Genomic DNA, 13,612 nt, shown 5'->3' with positions numbered 1-13,612 from the left:
TTGCGGCGTTACGAAATCTCGTCCCGGCGCAGCGTGCCGTCCGGGGCACCGAGCCGTTCCCTTCCGGCCACCCACAGCGCGATCTGCGTCCGCGACCGCATGCCCAGCTTGTCGCGGACGTTGTCGAGGTGCGTGGCGACAGTGCTCGCAGACAGGTCCAGGCGCGCGGCGATCTCGCGGTTGGTCAGCCCCTCGGCGACCAGCGCCGCCACCGCCGTCTCCCGACCGGTCAGCGGGGACTCGGCGCCGGCGTCACCGAGGGCTTTACCGACGGCCGTGGCGTCGTCGTCCGCCCGGAGCGCGTACGCGAGTAGCCGCTCCCAGCGCAGCAGACGTCCACCGGCCAGCGCCCCGTCCCGCGCCGCTGCTGGCAGCGCCGCCTTCGCGCGGGCCGCCGCCGCCTCGACCTGCCGCTGCCACTCGGCTTCCGGCTCGGTGTCCAGCCGCCGTCGCGCCTGCGCGCCGGCGGCGAACAGCCGCAGCGACCGTTTCATGTCGCCCTGTTCGGCCGCCACGATGGCGAGCCCTTCGAGCGGATACAGCGCGTGGAAGCTCTCGCCGGGCACCGTGCGCAGCGCCTCGGCGAACAACCCCTCCGCCGCTTCGAGTTCGCCCAGCGCGAGCCGTATCGCACCGGCGGTGTGCAGCGCGGCCGTCGACTGGGACCAGGGCTGCTGTTCCCTCAGCAGGGGCAGACAGGAAGCCATCAGCGCGTCGCCCTCGGCCGCCTTGCCGGCATGCAGCAGCGCCCAGGCCAGGTGCTGCCTGCACCACGCCTCGTCCCGGGGGCGGCCCAGCGTGACGACGACGGCCAGGCACTCAGCGAAGTCTGCGACCGCCTCGGAGAACTCGCCGAGGCCCAGCTTGGCGGCGGCCCGCGCGTCCAGCGCGTTGGCGAGCCCCGCGGGGTTGTCACGCCGCCGCTCGACGGAAACCGCCTGCTCCGCGAAGCGCAGTGCGGCCGCCGGGTCCGCCTGCTGGCAGGCCGCGCGTGCGGCGAGCGCCAGGGCCGCACCGCCGTGCCGGAAGCCGCTGTCCCCCTCCAGCACCTCCGTCAGCAGCGCGCGAGCAGCCGTCAGCTGCTCCTGCTGGAAGCGCACCCGCGCCAGCGCCAGCGCCAGCCCGATGTGCGGTGCGCCGTCGCGGTCGGCGGTGTGGGCTACGGCCGCCGCGAGGTTGTCCCGCTCCTCGGTCAGCGGCCCGCCGGCCTCGTCGGCGAACAACTGGTCCGCGGCGGGCCGCATCAGCCCGGTCAGCCAGTCGACAGCCCGCTGCCAGGTGCCGTTCAGTTCGCCCGACTCGGCGAGGCGGTCCAGAGCGTAGGCGCGGATGGCACTCAACTGCCGGAATCTCGCGGTGCCTTCGGCGTCGGTGCCTTCAGCGTCACCCGGCAGCCGTACGATCAAGGACTTGGCCTCCAGCGCGCACAGCACCCGCAGGACGTGCCGCGGCTGCATCTCGCCGTCCGCGCAGACCGCGGCCGCGCCCTCGGCGTTGAATCCGCCGACGAGAACGGCGAGCCGGCGAAAGAGCCTCTGCTCCTCGGGATCCAGTAATCGATGGCCATAGTCGATCGCGGCGGCCAGCTCGCGGTGCCGGTCCGGCCCGGTTCTGCTGCCGTCGGTGAGGAGGGCGAGCTGGTCGTCCAGTCCGGTCAGGACGTCGGTCAGCGGGAGGGCGCCCGTGCGGCGTGCCGCCAGTTCGATGGCCAGCGGCATGCCGTCCAGCCGTCGGCAGATCTCCGCGACCGTACGGGCGTTTCCGGCGTCCAGCGCGAATCCGGGGGCGCGGCTGCTTGCGCGCTCCACGAAGAGCCGTACGGCGTCCGCCTGGAGCACGGCCGCCGGGTCTTCGTCCTCACCGGGCGGCGACAGGGACAACTCGCCGACCCGGAACACGACTTCGCCGGGCACGCGCAGTACCTCGCGGCTGGTGGCGAGGATACGCAGCCGGGAGCACCGGCTCAGCAGGGCCGCGGCCAGGTGCGCGCACGCTTCTGCCAGGTGCTCACAGTTGTCCAGGATCAGCAGCGTCGAGCGGTCGCCCAGCGCATGGGCCAGCACCTCGACGCCGGTTCTGCCGCCGCGTTCGCCCACGCCGAGCGCGGCGGCCACGGCCTGGGCCAGCCGGCTGCCGTCGTGGAGCGAGTCCAGCTCGACCAGCCGGACCCGGCCGTCCCCGGCGCCGCGCAGACCGGCGGCGAACTCCAGCGCCAGACGTGTCTTGCCCACGCCGCCCGGGCCCGTGAGTGTCAGCAGCCGTGACGACTTCAACAGGGCGCGCAGCCGGGACAGTTCACTCCCGCGGCCGACGAAGGAGTCCAGCGCCCGTGGCAGGTCCCGGTCGGGGGAAGGCGCGGCCGCCGTGACTGTGCCGTGCTGCAGTGCGGAGCGTCGGCGGAAGGCGCGCTGTCTGCATGCGTCCGAGCAGTAGCGGGCGGGCCGGCCGCCCTGTGCCGTCTCGCTTCCTGGACGCCGGCCACGGCCGGGCAGCTCGGTCCCGCATGTTTCGCACGTGCGACTCGGACTCATCTCCCGAATCCTTGCTCAACGACCGTGGCCCGGCGACACCGTGTGACGGTGTCGTTACCGCGTCTGCTCAACACTGGTGATCTCGACTGGGAGAGTGTCGAGCACCTGGTGACATGGCTTGTGCGGCGGGTGGAGGGCTGGGAGGAGGCCTGGCTCTACGGCACGCGAGGACAGAATTAGCACGGCATCGACGTCGCGGGTGTGAGCGGCACGGACGCCGCCGTTTTCCAGGCCAAGACGCTGAAGAGGTTCACCCGGAGGGACCTCGAGAAGGCGGTCGATCGCTTTGTGCGAGGCAAGCGGCCATTCGGCGCCAGCCGTTTTGTCGTCGTCACCACCCACGACGCGGACCGCACGGAGATCGGCGACCGGCTGTTCGAAATACGGCGCGAGCACCCGGATCTGAAGAAGGCGTACAAACACTTCCCGGACCTGCCCGACCACGCACTGGACTGGCAGCCGCCCGCCGATACCTGGCCGCCCGCCCGATCTGGGAACGCACCTGCGCGTTCGCCTTCACCGAACGGATGGCCGATGTCTTGACCGACGACACAACCGGGGCACGGATCGACGCGGCGCTCAGCGAAGTGGCCACCCCCGCACCCTGCACGGCCGGCGTCACCCGCCCACCGAGTCGGCCTGGGGCAGCATCGCCAAACTCGCCGCCGCCAGCACCCTGGCGCAGGCTCACAGCGCCGTAGCAGGTGCCCGATCCGCCGACCCGGACCAGATCACGGTGATGCAGGCGCGCACGCGGGCCGTTGCCGCCCTGGTTACTCCAGCCGTAGATCGTTATGTGCCCTGGTCGGGGCCGTTTGCCGCTGGTAGTGGCAGGTGCGGGATCGGCGCTGGTGACGGCGGCGCCAGCGTGACCGGCGCAGCCGGTGCCTGGCGTCGTGCGCTGGGCGGGTTCCGCCCACACGACCGATGAGTTCCGCCTCGCCGCGTCGTCTGCATGTTGGGAACGTCCCCCTCCGCGCCTGCGGAGGCCCGAGATGAGATGACAAGGAGCGTGCACACCGTGGACCAGGAGAACGTGAGCGCCACCCTGACTGTCGCCGTGCCCGCCGAGAGGGTGTTCGCGGTGCTGGGGGACCCGACGACCCATTCTGCGATCGACGGCACCGGCTGGGTTCAGGAAGCTGCCGACCGGGCGCCGCTGACCGAGGTGGGGCAGATTTTCCGGATGGGCATGTATCACCCCAACCACCCAAACGGTGACTACCAGGTGGCCAACAAGGTCCAAGTGCTCGACCCGCCGCGCGCCATTGGCTGGCTGACGGGGCAGGAGAAGGGCGAAGGTCACCTGGAGTTCGGCGGCTGGATCTGGCGTTACGACCTTGCGCCGCTCGGTCCGTCCGAGACTGAGGTCACGCTCACCTACGACTGGTCGGCGGTGCCGCAGTTCATCCGGGAGTACATCCAGTTCCCGCCGTTCGGCCCTGAGCATCTCACCAACTCGCTGCACCACCTGGCCGAGCTTGCCGCACCGACATCCCGGGCCTGGACGCCCGGCGGCCAGACACCTGGCGGGCGGCCGTAGCGGTCCACTCGAACGAAGATGTCGGCCCGTCCGTCGGCTTTCTCAACCGGGGGGACGTGCTGCTCTGCACCGGCAACTCCTCAAGCACGGGGCGGGTCTGTTGATGGGAGCCCCGACCGTCCGGGGGAGGAACAGCCGGGGCTCTCTTCACCTCGCCGGGCTGGTGGTGTCCCTCCTGATGGATCAGGGGGACTCAACCTGGCGAGGGAACCTGGGTATCTGCCGGTACCGCCTGTCTGGTGGGTCCAGGGCCCGGTCGTGGGCGAGGAGCAACTCCGCCACACAGGTGCGGCAGGCATAGAGGGGCGTCTCGCCCTCGGGGCTGGTGATCTCGCCTACGCGCGTCACCTGTATCTGGCGACGTGGGCAGCGGAAGCAGTGGCCAAGCTCGTACTCGTACGCAGCCAGGAGGATCTCCAGGCGGCCGACGGGGCGTTCCGTCACGAGCGCCTCCTCCGCTTGGGCCGGCTCGTGGGGAGCGGCACTGTCACGGTCAGCTTCTCGTTGTTCTCGGCCGTCCACTCGCCGGGGCCGAGGAGGGGCCGGAGCACGTAAGTGCCACCACGGACGTCGGTGACGATGCCGTCCCGTCCCGCTGCCTCGTCGTGGACCTGGTCGCCCACCCACGCCTCTCCGTCCTTCACGAGGAGGTCTCGCGCTTCAGCTCGCCCCAGACCTGCTTGCCCCAGCGGTACAGGTCGGTGCCCCAGCGGTCGGTCAGGGCGTCGACCAGCAGAAGGCCCCGTCCTCGGAGCTGGTCGCCGTTGCTGTCCGTCCTCATGAGCGGGATCGCCCGGGACTTGTCCACGACGCCGATGCGTACGTAAGTCTCGCTCGGCTGGGTGACGACGACCCTGATCAGTCGGCTGCGGGAGTGCTCGGCGGCGTTGGCCACCAGCTCGGTGACGATGAGCGTGCCGTCATCCACCAGATGCCCCAGGCCCCAGGCGGCCAGGGCTGTGCGGACCAGCTGCCGGGCGGTCGCCGCGCTCTCCGGCTCGCATGGCAGGGTCTCGGAATATCCGGGGTGCCCAGTGGGGCGGGGTGTAGCAGTCACCGTCATCAGGACCTCAATGGGTGCGAAGTGTGCGGCCTCGATTGAGTCAACGACCTCTCGCGTCCGAGCAGGAGGAAAAATCGCGCGGCTGTGCCTAGCGCCCGACCGGAAATTTCTCGACGTCTCCCCTACCAAGGGGCACGGGCTGGCTACCGTGGGTATGTGGAGGGGAACGAGTGCCTCAACAGCGCCATGCAGCAGTGCGGCTACACCCAGGCCGAGTTGGCCGATGCAGTGAACGACCACCTGCGGGCATCCGGTCACGAGGGCACGGTGGGTGATCGGACGATCCGCAACTGGCTGACCGGAAAAACCAGGTGGCCTCACCCTCGGCAGCGGGCGGCGTTAGAGGCAGTATTCGGAGGCACAGTCGAGGACCTCGGCTTCAGCCCACCGGCCCGAAGATGTCCCACCACCAACCCGGAGCAGCCCGTGAGGCGACGGAACTTCCTGACCGCCACCACCGGCACGACGGCCGCCGCCGTCGTCGTCCCGCTCGTAGCCCGGCCCCGGGTCGGCACCTCCGATGTGATCCGCCTCCGCTCCGGCCTGGACGCCCTGATGGCCCTGGACGACACCAGGGGAGGCCACGAGGGACTGGAGCGCGCTGCTCTTGCCGGAGCCGCTGACGCCCTGGAGAAGCAGAAGGAGGGGGCGACCCAACGCATCAGGCAGCGTCTGTTCAGCATCGCCGCCGACTACACCGCCACAGCTGCCTGGTCGGCCATCGACGCCCGCCAGTCCGACCGAGCCCAGGCCCACTTGGGCCGAGCGCTGTACCTCGCGGGAATGGCCAACGATCCCGTTGCTGAGCTGCGGGTATGGAACTCGTACGCCATGCTGGCCCACCAGCGTGGTGAGCACGTTGAGGCTGTTGACTCCGGACAGGCCGCTCAGTCCACCGCGATCACCAGGCGGGACCCGCTCTTCAACTCCCTGGCCCACGCACGTACGGCCATCGCCCACTCCAACCTCGGCGACCGTCAGGCCGCCCTGCGCTCCCTGGGGTACGCCCAGGAGGCCCTGGACAAGGCTCCCTTGGACGAGCCCCGGCCGAGCTGGGTGGCGTTCTACGGGCCGGCTGAGCTGACGGCCATCACGGCCATCGTCCGGGACCGGATCGGCGACTCTGCGGATGCCGAAGCGGCCTCTCACCAGGCGCTGTCCAGCATCCCGCCCCAGTTCCGGCGCAACCGCGCCCTGGCCACGACACGGCTCGCCCTGGCCCAGCTCCACCAGCGCGACATCGACCAGGCGTGTGTCACTGCCTCGACCATCTTTGAGCTTATGACCGGGGCTCCGATCCCCGGCCGGATGCGATCTCTCCTCGGTGACTACTACCGGGACTTGATCACGCTCGCGCCAGATGCCACCGTCGCGCGAGAGTGGGGAGACCGATACCGATCCGAATGGAGCCGAGCGTGAGCGCCGAGTTCGACGTCCGACACTTCAGCCACGACGATCTGCCGCACATACGTCAGGCCCTGATCGACGTCCATGCCGACGCCTACGCGGATGCGATGGATGACGAGTTCAACCAGCGGTTCCCTTGGTTCGTCGACCACTGGGGAGGCCACCCGGACTTCACATGCGTGATCGCCTTCGACGGTGAGGAGGCTGTGGGCTTCGCGTACGGAGCCCCGTCGACCCCACAGCGCGAATGGTGGCGCGAGCACCTCGAACCTGCCCCGGAGAAGAGCCGCACGTTTTCCTTCTCCGAGATGGCCGTCCGCACGAAGTACCGGAAGACCGGGGCGGCCGAGCTTCTGGCACGTGCCCTGATGGAAGGTCGGGACGAGGACCTGGCCGTCCTCCTGGTCGACGTCGATCACCCTCGGGTCCAGGCCCTGTACGAGTCCTGGGGGTACCGGAAGGTTGGCCAGCGCCAGCCCTTCCCGGACTCCCCGGTCTACGCCGTGATGCTCAGCGAGCTGCCTCTGAATAGCCCCTGAACGCAAGGAAGCGCCCCCTCGCGGCCGAAGCCGGAGGGGGCGGGAGAGACACCTCATGCGGCTAACGGGTCAAGTTGACCTTGCGCCCTCGTGGCCTCAGCCAGTCGCGAATGCGGACAGCAGGGTGTCTGCTCGGAGTTCCAGTTCGGCCGTCGCGACTCCGTTCACGGTCACGGAGACCTCGTCACCGCCGACCGAGCGAGCAAGCTGAACCTCAACCTCGTGCACGTCGCCGACCAAGGGATACGAGTACCAGCGATCGGCCTGCTCGTCGTTGGTCTCCTCCATCGCCAGTGCCACTGTGTCCCAATCGGTGGCGTCGAAGTGGTAGCCGACGTAGTGCGACAGCAATTCCAGGAACGACCGCAGGTTGCGCCCCCAGATCCATCCACCGACTTCTGCCATGGCTCCCCCTCACGCTAAGAATGCCAGTCGAGGAGGGTGTGGGTGCCGCCGCCGGCGTCGGTCCGGATCAGCATCTGCCGTCCCCACCGCGGGCGCTTTGGCAGTTGAGCCAGGGCGAGTTGGGCAGTTTCGACGTGGTCGGTGGCGGTGTTGGAGCCCGCGTTGCCGGGCCGCGATCTACTGGACGGCGGCGCAGACTCGCTGTCGGTCGAGATCGAGGGTGAACGCCGCAGGGTCAGGTCAGCCCCATCTCCTGGTTCAGGGACCTCAGTTCGTCCGCGGCTGCTCGTCGCTTCTGGTCGTCCTGACGCTGGTACTCAAGCAGGGACTGCGCCTTGATCCGGCGGTGGGTACCGACTTTCCGGAAGTCGATCTCACCCGCCTCCAGCAGCCCGATCAGGAAGGGGCGGGAGACGTTCAGCATGTCTGCGGCCTGCTGTGTGGTCAGTTCCGCATGCTCGGGAACGATGGACACCGTGCGGCCGGCCGCCATGTGGCTCAGTACGGCAGCCAGTAGTTCCATGGCTTCGCGGGGCAGCTCAAGATCGGCGTCTCCGTCTTCGATCCGGAACCGGAAGTGGTCGGCGCGCGGGGAACGGGCCAGAGAGCGCTTCACCGGCCTCAGTGCCCGCGCCGCGAAGTCTGCGTTCGCCCCGGACGAGGGCGTCGAACGAGCAGTGGAATGACTCATCGCCACCGTCCCTTCGTTGCTGAACCGGGCCGTCCGAGCGATAGGCCCTATTCGCATTATCCGCAGTAAACGAAACAAACGCAACAGCCTCGAGTCCGAGCGACCGGTACCGAGCAGCCGGCGCCGGGCCGACGGCTGTATGCCGCGGGCCCGGCGCCGGGTCACCGGACCTCTAGCACGGGATGACGTGCCAGACCGGGGCCCAGTCGTAATTGCCGTTGTTGGCGTACGCGCCGGGCGTTGTGTAGATGGTGTTGTAGCCGCGGTCCAGGAACCTGGCCCTGGTGCCCGGGGTCTGGTTGTTGCTCCAGGATCCGGGGCCGTTCCAGTTCGAAAGGTCGTACGTCTGGCACTTCCACAGGTTGAACTGGGTGCCGGTGAAGCTGGTGCCGGTCCACATGCAGAAGTTCTCGTACGGACAGGCAGCCTTCGGGCCCGCCGCGCTGCTCAGGTCGCGGGCGTAGCGCTCTCCGGGTACGGCGACGACGATCTCGCCCTTGCCCGCCAGTTCGATCTTGTTGGCGGCGACCTGCTTCCCGCCCACCGTGGTGAGGTAGCCGTCGACCGTGGTCTGCAGTTGCTTCGCCTGGGCGCCGGTCAGCCCCGCCTGCTTCGCCTGGGCGGCGAAGTCCTGGTGGCTGTTAGCGCTTGCGGCGGAGGCCGTGCCGGTGAGTCCGATCAGTGCTGCGGCGACGAGTGCCATGACGGCGAACACCGACGCGGTCAGCTTGCGTAACGCCATGCGTGATTCCCCCAACTGGTTCTCGAGCTGAATGCCCGCGCTCTTGCGGCGGGTATGCCAATGAGTCTCTCGGGGCGTCAGCGGGGCGGACAACCGCTTTCTGTGTGGATGTCCATAAGACGCCACTCATGCCATTGATCACTCAACGGGCCGGAATGTGGCTTGTGTTGGCGTGCCCCTCCCCGGGGCTCGGGTGGCGGGGACGCGGCACGTCGCCCAGCGGCCCGGCGGCGGCCTCGGCGGCGCCGTAGCCCGGCCGGCCGCTCCCCGGATGCCGCCCCGCCGGGAAACCGGCAGGGTGGCTTCACCAGGACTTTCCCGCACAGACGAGGACCGCCCATGTCCGTGACCGATCACCGGCGTCTCCGCGTCGCCGCCGGGGCCGTGCTGCTGACCTTCGCCGTCTCGGGCTGTTCCGGTCTCGCCCGCGACGCGGTGGGCACCATCTCGTACAGCACGGATCAGAACCGTGTGGTGACGGTGTCGAACCCCCTGGTCACGGGCTGCCACCGCCTCGGGCCCGCCGGTGCGGTCAGGGTCGTCAACAACACCATGGTGGACATGGTTCTGTACCCCAACGAGAACTGCTCCCGCGGTACGACGACGTATGTGGCGACCACGTTGTCCGACAACATCGCGCCCGTCGCCAGGCCGTGGCGGAGCTACTCCCTTGTCCACTGAGGCGCGCCGTCGCCGGCCGAAATCTGTTCGGCGACGGCGAAGTGCCGGCTGCGCTTCATTGTTGGTAGATGCACCTACATCCGTATCGAGGAGCCGTCGTGCACTCACACGCTGAACAGCCCGCCGATGTCGTCGCCCGGCTGCGTGCCACCTTCCGCACCGGACGTACCAAGCCGCTCTCCTGGCGTACCGAGCAGCTGATCGGCCTGCGGACCATGCTGACCGAGCACAGTCAGGAGTTCGCTGCCGCGCTCCGTGCGGACCTGGGCAAGAGCGAGCGCGAGGTGTTCCGTACCGAGATCGGCTCCACCGTGGGCGAGATCGACCACACCCTGGAACAGCTGGAGGAGTGGCTGCGGCCCGAGCCCGTCGAGGTTCCCGAACGTCTGCGTACGGCGACGGCATGGACGGTGCGGGACCCGTTGGGTGTCGTACTGGTCATCGCGCCCTGGAACTATCCGGCGCACCTGCTGCTCGCGCCGGTGGTCGGCGCGCTCGCCGCGGGCAACTGCGTCGTCGCCAAGCCGAGCGAGCTGGCTCCGGCCACCTCCCGGGTCATCGCCGAGCTGCTGCCGCGGTTCGTCGACAGAGACGCGCTTGCCGTGGTGGAAGGCGCCGTCCCGGAGACCACCGCCCTGCTGGAGCAGCACTTCGACCACATCTTCTACACCGGCAACGGAACCGTGGGCCGCATCGTGATGCGCGCGGCCGCCGAGCACCTCACCCCGGTGACTCTGGAACTCGGCGGGAAGTCGCCTGCGTTCGTCGACCAGGGCGCGGACCTGCAGACGGTGGCCTCCCGGCTCGTAGCCACGAAGTTCCTCAACGCGGGCCAGACCTGCGTAGCCCCGGACTATGTGCTCACCGACCCGGTGACCGCGAGCAAGCTCGAGGACGCCTTGGAGACGGCCGTGCAGCAGGCGTACGGCGATGACCCGGCGGCCTCGCCCGAATACGGGCGGATCGTCAACGAACGGCACTTCGACCGGCTGACCGGCCTCCTCGGCTCGGGCCGCCCGGTCGTCGGGGGCCAGCACGACCGCGCGAGCCGCTATCTCGCCCCGACCGTACTGGCCGGAGTGTCGCCGGACTCCCCGGTCATGTCCGAGGAGATCTTCGGCCCGATTCTGCCGATCGTGGAGGTCGCCGGCCTCGACGAGGCCATCGCGTTCATCAACGACCGGGACAAGCCGCTGGCCTTGTACGCGTTCACGGAATCCGCCACGACCCGCGACCGGCTGCTGGCGGAGACCTCCTCGGGCGGCGTCGGGTTCGGCCTCCCGATGGCTCATCTCACGGTGTCCGATCTGCCCTTCGGAGGGGTCGGCGAGAGCGGCATGGGCAGCTACCACGGCCGCTACTCCCTGGAGAGGTTCAGCCACCGCAAGGCCGTGCTGGACATGCCGCTCGGCTGAACCGCGCGGCGCCTCCCGGAGTCCGGCTGTTTTCTGCGCCGGCCGCGGGGGCGCAGGGATGAAGGGGTTAAGAACTCGCACAGATGGGCTCGATGGGGCACCTCGGAAGTAGAAGAGGCACAGGGCTTGGTGATCATAGAGTTGCGACGCTCTGTGATCACCGGGAGACCTGTGCCTGCCTTGCCACCATGGCTGACCGAACCCTTGTGGGACCAATTCGCGGCGCTGCTGCCACAGCCGCCCCTTATTACGATCCACCCACCCGCTGGGCTGCCACCGCACGCGGATCAGCGACCGGACCATCTTTTGGACCAGATCGCCATCGACGGGGTCGATCACCAAGGCACCCGGAGGCGAAGTTGCCGCTGGACGCTCGCCGGTCGACCGGGGCAAACAGGGCCTCAAACGCTCGGGGATGACTGACGGGTACGGCATCCCGCTGGGCCGCGTCCTGGCCGGGGCGAACTACCACGATTCGCCGCTGCTCGCCCCGACCCTGGACCTTCGCGACGGCCTTGGGCCCCTGCCCGACGACATCACCGTGCACCTGGACGCCGGCTACGACTCGGGCAGGACCTGCATCACCCTCGACGAACGCGGACTGCGCTGCCGGATCGCACGCAGGGGCGAGAAGGCTCCCGTCCAGGCCACCGGGCGCTGGCACGTAGAGCGCACCCACGCCTGGCAGAACGCCTTCCATCGACTCGCACGCTGCTACGAACGCCGGATCGACGTCATCAACGCCTTCTTCGACCTCACCGACGCCGTCATCACCGTGCGTAGCCTCGTTCGCCGCGCCTGGACCACTCACCGCTGGGACGACCGCCCCACCCGGCGACCATGACCCCGCACCCATCTGCGCGAGTTCTCACCAGCTCCAGCGAAGCACCAGAAGCACCAAAGGAGAACGGGCTCTGTCCCTTGAGCTACGAGGGCCTCTTGCCCGAGAGCCTGTCGGCCGTCGGCGGTGGGTTACGGCATCGCCGCGAATGTCTCCCGGTGGTCGCGTGCCCACTGCTCGAACGTGCCCGCCGGTCGGCCGAGCACCCGCGGCACGTGGTCGGTGACATAGGCCGCACCGCCGGCGCGCGCCCAGCCGATGCCAGTGATCATCCCGGCTGGCAACTGGTCAAGCGCATCCGTGTCGGTGATCTTGACCGGCCGTTCCAGCACGCGCTCCAGGATCGCCGCCTGGTCTGCGAACGTCAGCAGCGCTGGCCCGGTCAGGTCGTACCGCTGCCCGTCGTGCGCATCGCTGGTCATGGCGGCGACGGCGACCGCAGCCACGTCCCTCGGGTCGACGATGGCCTGCCGGGAGTCGCCGACCAGGTTCGGGATCGGCTCTCCGGCCTGGACCAGCGCCCGGTACCACAAGAAGTTCGAGGCGAAGCTCGGCGGGCGGAGCATCGTCCACACGAGCCCGCTGGCCTCGATCGCCTCCTCCGCGGAAAGGTGCCACGCGCCAACGGTCGCCCCGTCGAATCGCTCGCCGCTGCCGATGGCGGACAGCTTGACGACCTTACGGACGCCCGCCGCCCGCGCGGCCGTGACCAGGGCGATGTCCTGGTCCGCGGTCGGCACGGGGGGCACGGTTACGAGGAAGACCGTGTCGACGTCGGCCACCGCGCGCGCCAGCGACGCCGGGTCGTCGAAGTCGGCCCGCACCCCTCCGGGCCGCTCGCGGCGGGACATCGCCCGAAACGGCACGCCCTGTTCGGTGAGCAGACGCACGACGTGACTACCGATGGTGCCGGTGGCACCGGTAACAAGGATCATGTCCCGACGATCGCATCGCTCTCACGCCGCGTGATAGGAAGTTTCGGCACTATCGTGGACCGTGTGAGCTCTCTCAACATGCCGCCTGCCCTTGTGCGTTGGGTGGCCGGGATCGATGTCGCTACGGCGGCCGGTTCGGCGGCGGTCGACGTGCCCGATCACGCCACCACACTTCTCCTGCGCAGCGACAAGCGTGAGCTAATAGTCATGGGCCCCCGCACCCGGGCCGCCTATCACGTCGGCGCGCCCAGCCACTCGTGCGTGCGGGTTCGCATGCGGCCGGGTCGTGCCCAAGCCCTGCTCGGCCGTCCGCTGCGTGATCTCGCCGACCGCGCCCTGCCGCTCCGCGAACTACCGGGCCTGGACATCGACCAGCTCGCCGCCGATCCGATCGCCGCTCTCGAAGAAGCATTGGCCGATTGGCCGGAGCCTCCGGAGTGGCTCGAAGAGGCGGCACACCTACTGGTCGGCACCACTGTCGCCACGACCGCGGCCCGGTTGCACATCAGTGAGCGCCGCCTGCACACCCTGTTCACCGCCGGCACCGGCCTGTCCCCCAAGCACTTCGCACGCATCGACCGCGTTCGCACCGTGCTCGCGGCCGATGCCGGCCGGTGGTCGGACATCGCCGCGACGGCGGGTTACTACGACCAGTCCCACATGACGGCCGAGTTCCGCCACTTCATGGGTGTCCCGCCGGCCGCGTTCACCGCGGGGCGGCGTCCCGCCGCGACTCCGTGCACTGCCTAAGTTCCAAGACCGGCAAAGGAGTCTCCCGGTGATCACAGAGCGTCGCAACTCCATGATCACCAGCCCAGT

Annotated in this window: 16 protein-coding genes and 2 pseudogenes; 9 read left to right on the top strand and 9 right to left on the bottom strand. The window is 69.3% G+C overall.

What is annotated here, in order from left to right; all coding sequences use genetic code 11:
- Nucleotides 1-8: 8 nt before the first annotated feature.
- The gene (locus ACFYXH_RS05255) at nucleotides 9-2,531 is read right to left on the bottom strand and encodes an ATP-binding protein (RefSeq protein WP_389560778.1); all 2,523 of its coding nucleotides are present in this window, start codon (nucleotides 2,529-2,531) and stop codon (nucleotides 9-11) included.
- A 48-nt stretch (nucleotides 2,532-2,579) separates the two neighbouring features.
- Between ACFYXH_RS05255 and ACFYXH_RS05250 the strand changes: the two genes are divergently transcribed.
- The 3 genes from ACFYXH_RS05250 to ACFYXH_RS05240 all read left to right on the top strand — a co-directional run bounded on the left by ACFYXH_RS05250 (nucleotide 2,580) and on the right by ACFYXH_RS05240 (nucleotide 4,074).
- On the top strand, nucleotides 2,580-2,711 hold the full coding sequence (locus ACFYXH_RS05250; RefSeq protein WP_389560777.1) for a hypothetical protein: 132 nt from the start codon (nucleotides 2,580-2,582) through the stop codon (nucleotides 2,709-2,711).
- Nucleotides 2,712-2,732: 21 nt separating this feature from the next.
- On the top strand, nucleotides 2,733-3,074 hold the full coding sequence (locus ACFYXH_RS05245) for a hypothetical protein (protein WP_389560775.1): 342 nt from the start codon (nucleotides 2,733-2,735) through the stop codon (nucleotides 3,072-3,074).
- Nucleotides 3,075-3,552: 478 nt separating this feature from the next.
- A complete protein-coding gene (locus ACFYXH_RS05240; RefSeq protein ID WP_389560774.1) occupies nucleotides 3,553-4,074 on the top strand; it encodes a polyketide cyclase in 522 nt (173 codons plus the stop codon).
- Nucleotides 4,075-4,257: 183 nt separating this feature from the next.
- Here ACFYXH_RS05240 and ACFYXH_RS05235 read toward each other — a convergent pair whose 3' ends face one another.
- Genes ACFYXH_RS05235 through ACFYXH_RS05225 form a run of 3 tightly spaced genes read right to left on the bottom strand, consistent with a single transcriptional unit; the run spans nucleotide 4,258 to nucleotide 5,137 of the window.
- A complete protein-coding gene (locus tag ACFYXH_RS05235) occupies nucleotides 4,258-4,518 on the bottom strand; it encodes a hypothetical protein (RefSeq protein ID WP_389560773.1) in 261 nt (86 codons plus the stop codon).
- On the bottom strand, nucleotides 4,515-4,697 hold the full coding sequence (locus tag ACFYXH_RS05230) for a hypothetical protein (protein ID WP_389560771.1): 183 nt from the start codon (nucleotides 4,695-4,697) through the stop codon (nucleotides 4,515-4,517). Before ACFYXH_RS05230 ends, ACFYXH_RS05235 begins: the two co-directional genes overlap by 4 nt.
- A 17-nt stretch (nucleotides 4,698-4,714) precedes the next feature.
- Entirely contained in the window at nucleotides 4,715-5,137 is a 423-nt protein-coding gene (locus ACFYXH_RS05225) for an ATP-binding protein (RefSeq protein WP_389560769.1), read from the bottom strand.
- A 426-nt stretch (nucleotides 5,138-5,563) separates the two neighbouring features.
- Between ACFYXH_RS05225 and ACFYXH_RS05220 the strand changes: the two genes are divergently transcribed.
- Together ACFYXH_RS05220 and ACFYXH_RS05215 are read left to right on the top strand one after the other, a co-directional pair.
- Entirely contained in the window at nucleotides 5,564-6,556 is a 993-nt protein-coding gene (locus ACFYXH_RS05220) for a hypothetical protein (RefSeq protein ID WP_389560767.1), read from the top strand.
- On the top strand, nucleotides 6,541-7,083 hold the full coding sequence (locus ACFYXH_RS05215) for a GNAT family N-acetyltransferase (RefSeq protein ID WP_389560766.1): 543 nt from the start codon (nucleotides 6,541-6,543) through the stop codon (nucleotides 7,081-7,083). The genes ACFYXH_RS05220 and ACFYXH_RS05215 overlap by 16 nt, the downstream gene beginning before the upstream one ends.
- Nucleotides 7,084-7,179: 96 nt before the next feature.
- On the opposite strand, the gene ACFYXH_RS05210 is transcribed toward ACFYXH_RS05215, so the two are convergent.
- The 4 genes and pseudogenes from ACFYXH_RS05210 to ACFYXH_RS05195 form a co-directional block, all read right to left on the bottom strand.
- Nucleotides 7,180-7,488: a hypothetical protein gene (locus tag ACFYXH_RS05210; protein ID WP_389560764.1), complete on the bottom strand. Its 309-nt coding sequence runs from the start codon at nucleotides 7,486-7,488 to the stop codon at nucleotides 7,180-7,182.
- Between the two features lie 23 nt (nucleotides 7,489-7,511).
- Nucleotides 7,512-7,664, bottom strand: a pseudogene (locus ACFYXH_RS05205) (IS1380 family transposase); the annotation flags it as partial.
- Between the two features lie 59 nt (nucleotides 7,665-7,723).
- Nucleotides 7,724-8,104: a helix-turn-helix domain-containing protein gene (locus ACFYXH_RS05200; RefSeq protein WP_389560762.1), complete on the bottom strand. Its 381-nt coding sequence runs from the start codon at nucleotides 8,102-8,104 to the stop codon at nucleotides 7,724-7,726.
- Nucleotides 8,105-8,351: 247 nt separating this feature from the next.
- Nucleotides 8,352-8,921, bottom strand: coding sequence for a hypothetical protein (locus ACFYXH_RS05195; protein ID WP_389560760.1), 570 nt, complete (start codon nucleotides 8,919-8,921; stop codon nucleotides 8,352-8,354).
- A gap of 339 nt (nucleotides 8,922-9,260) precedes the next feature.
- Here ACFYXH_RS05195 and ACFYXH_RS05190 point away from each other — a divergent pair, with 339 nt between their 5' ends.
- The 3 genes and pseudogenes from ACFYXH_RS05190 (at nucleotide 9,261) to ACFYXH_RS05180 (ending at nucleotide 11,861) form a co-directional block, all read left to right on the top strand.
- Nucleotides 9,261-9,602, top strand: a complete 342-nt coding sequence (locus tag ACFYXH_RS05190) for a hypothetical protein (RefSeq protein WP_389560758.1) — start codon at nucleotides 9,261-9,263, stop codon at nucleotides 9,600-9,602.
- Nucleotides 9,603-9,700: 98 nt separating this feature from the next.
- Entirely contained in the window at nucleotides 9,701-11,017 is a 1,317-nt protein-coding gene (locus ACFYXH_RS05185) for an aldehyde dehydrogenase family protein (RefSeq protein ID WP_389560756.1), read from the top strand.
- 171 nt (nucleotides 11,018-11,188) lie between these two features.
- Nucleotides 11,189-11,861 (top strand): annotated as a pseudogene (locus ACFYXH_RS05180) (transposase).
- A 128-nt stretch (nucleotides 11,862-11,989) separates the two neighbouring features.
- Here the strand turns inward: ACFYXH_RS05180 and ACFYXH_RS05175 are convergent.
- On the bottom strand, nucleotides 11,990-12,793 hold the full coding sequence (locus ACFYXH_RS05175) for an NAD(P)H-binding protein (protein WP_389560754.1): 804 nt from the start codon (nucleotides 12,791-12,793) through the stop codon (nucleotides 11,990-11,992).
- A 63-nt stretch (nucleotides 12,794-12,856) separates the two neighbouring features.
- On the opposite strand from ACFYXH_RS05175, the gene ACFYXH_RS05170 reads away from it, so the two are divergent.
- Nucleotides 12,857-13,543, top strand: a complete 687-nt coding sequence (locus ACFYXH_RS05170) for a helix-turn-helix domain-containing protein (RefSeq protein ID WP_389560752.1) — start codon at nucleotides 12,857-12,859, stop codon at nucleotides 13,541-13,543.
- The last annotated feature ends 69 nt before the right edge of the window (nucleotides 13,544-13,612 follow it).

Origin of the sequence: Streptomyces sp. NPDC002730, assembly GCF_042888805.1 — a bacterium.
Taxonomy (GTDB): Bacteria; Actinomycetota; Actinomycetes; order Streptomycetales; family Streptomycetaceae; genus Streptomyces.
The sequence above is the reverse complement of the archived record's forward strand: the minus strand, read 5'-3'. Positions and strand labels throughout refer to the sequence as shown.

Excerpts from the sequence above, each read along its gene's own strand:
- ACFYXH_RS05255 (WP_389560778.1), bottom strand. The coding sequence starts at position 2,531 with ATGAGTCCGAGTCGCACGTGCGAAACATGCGGGACCGAGCTGCCCGGC.
- ACFYXH_RS05225 (WP_389560769.1), bottom strand. The coding sequence starts at position 5,137 with ATGACGGTGACTGCTACACCCCGCCCCACTGGGCACCCCGGATATTCC.
- ACFYXH_RS05215 (WP_389560766.1), top strand. The coding sequence starts at position 6,541 with ATGGAGCCGAGCGTGAGCGCCGAGTTCGACGTCCGACACTTCAGCCAC.
- ACFYXH_RS05210 (WP_389560764.1), bottom strand. The coding sequence starts at position 7,488 with ATGGCAGAAGTCGGTGGATGGATCTGGGGGCGCAACCTGCGGTCGTTC.
- ACFYXH_RS05195 (WP_389560760.1), bottom strand. The coding sequence starts at position 8,921 with ATGGCGTTACGCAAGCTGACCGCGTCGGTGTTCGCCGTCATGGCACTC.
- ACFYXH_RS05190 (WP_389560758.1), top strand. The coding sequence starts at position 9,261 with ATGTCCGTGACCGATCACCGGCGTCTCCGCGTCGCCGCCGGGGCCGTG.
- ACFYXH_RS05175 (WP_389560754.1), bottom strand. The coding sequence starts at position 12,793 with ATGATCCTTGTTACCGGTGCCACCGGCACCATCGGTAGTCACGTCGTG.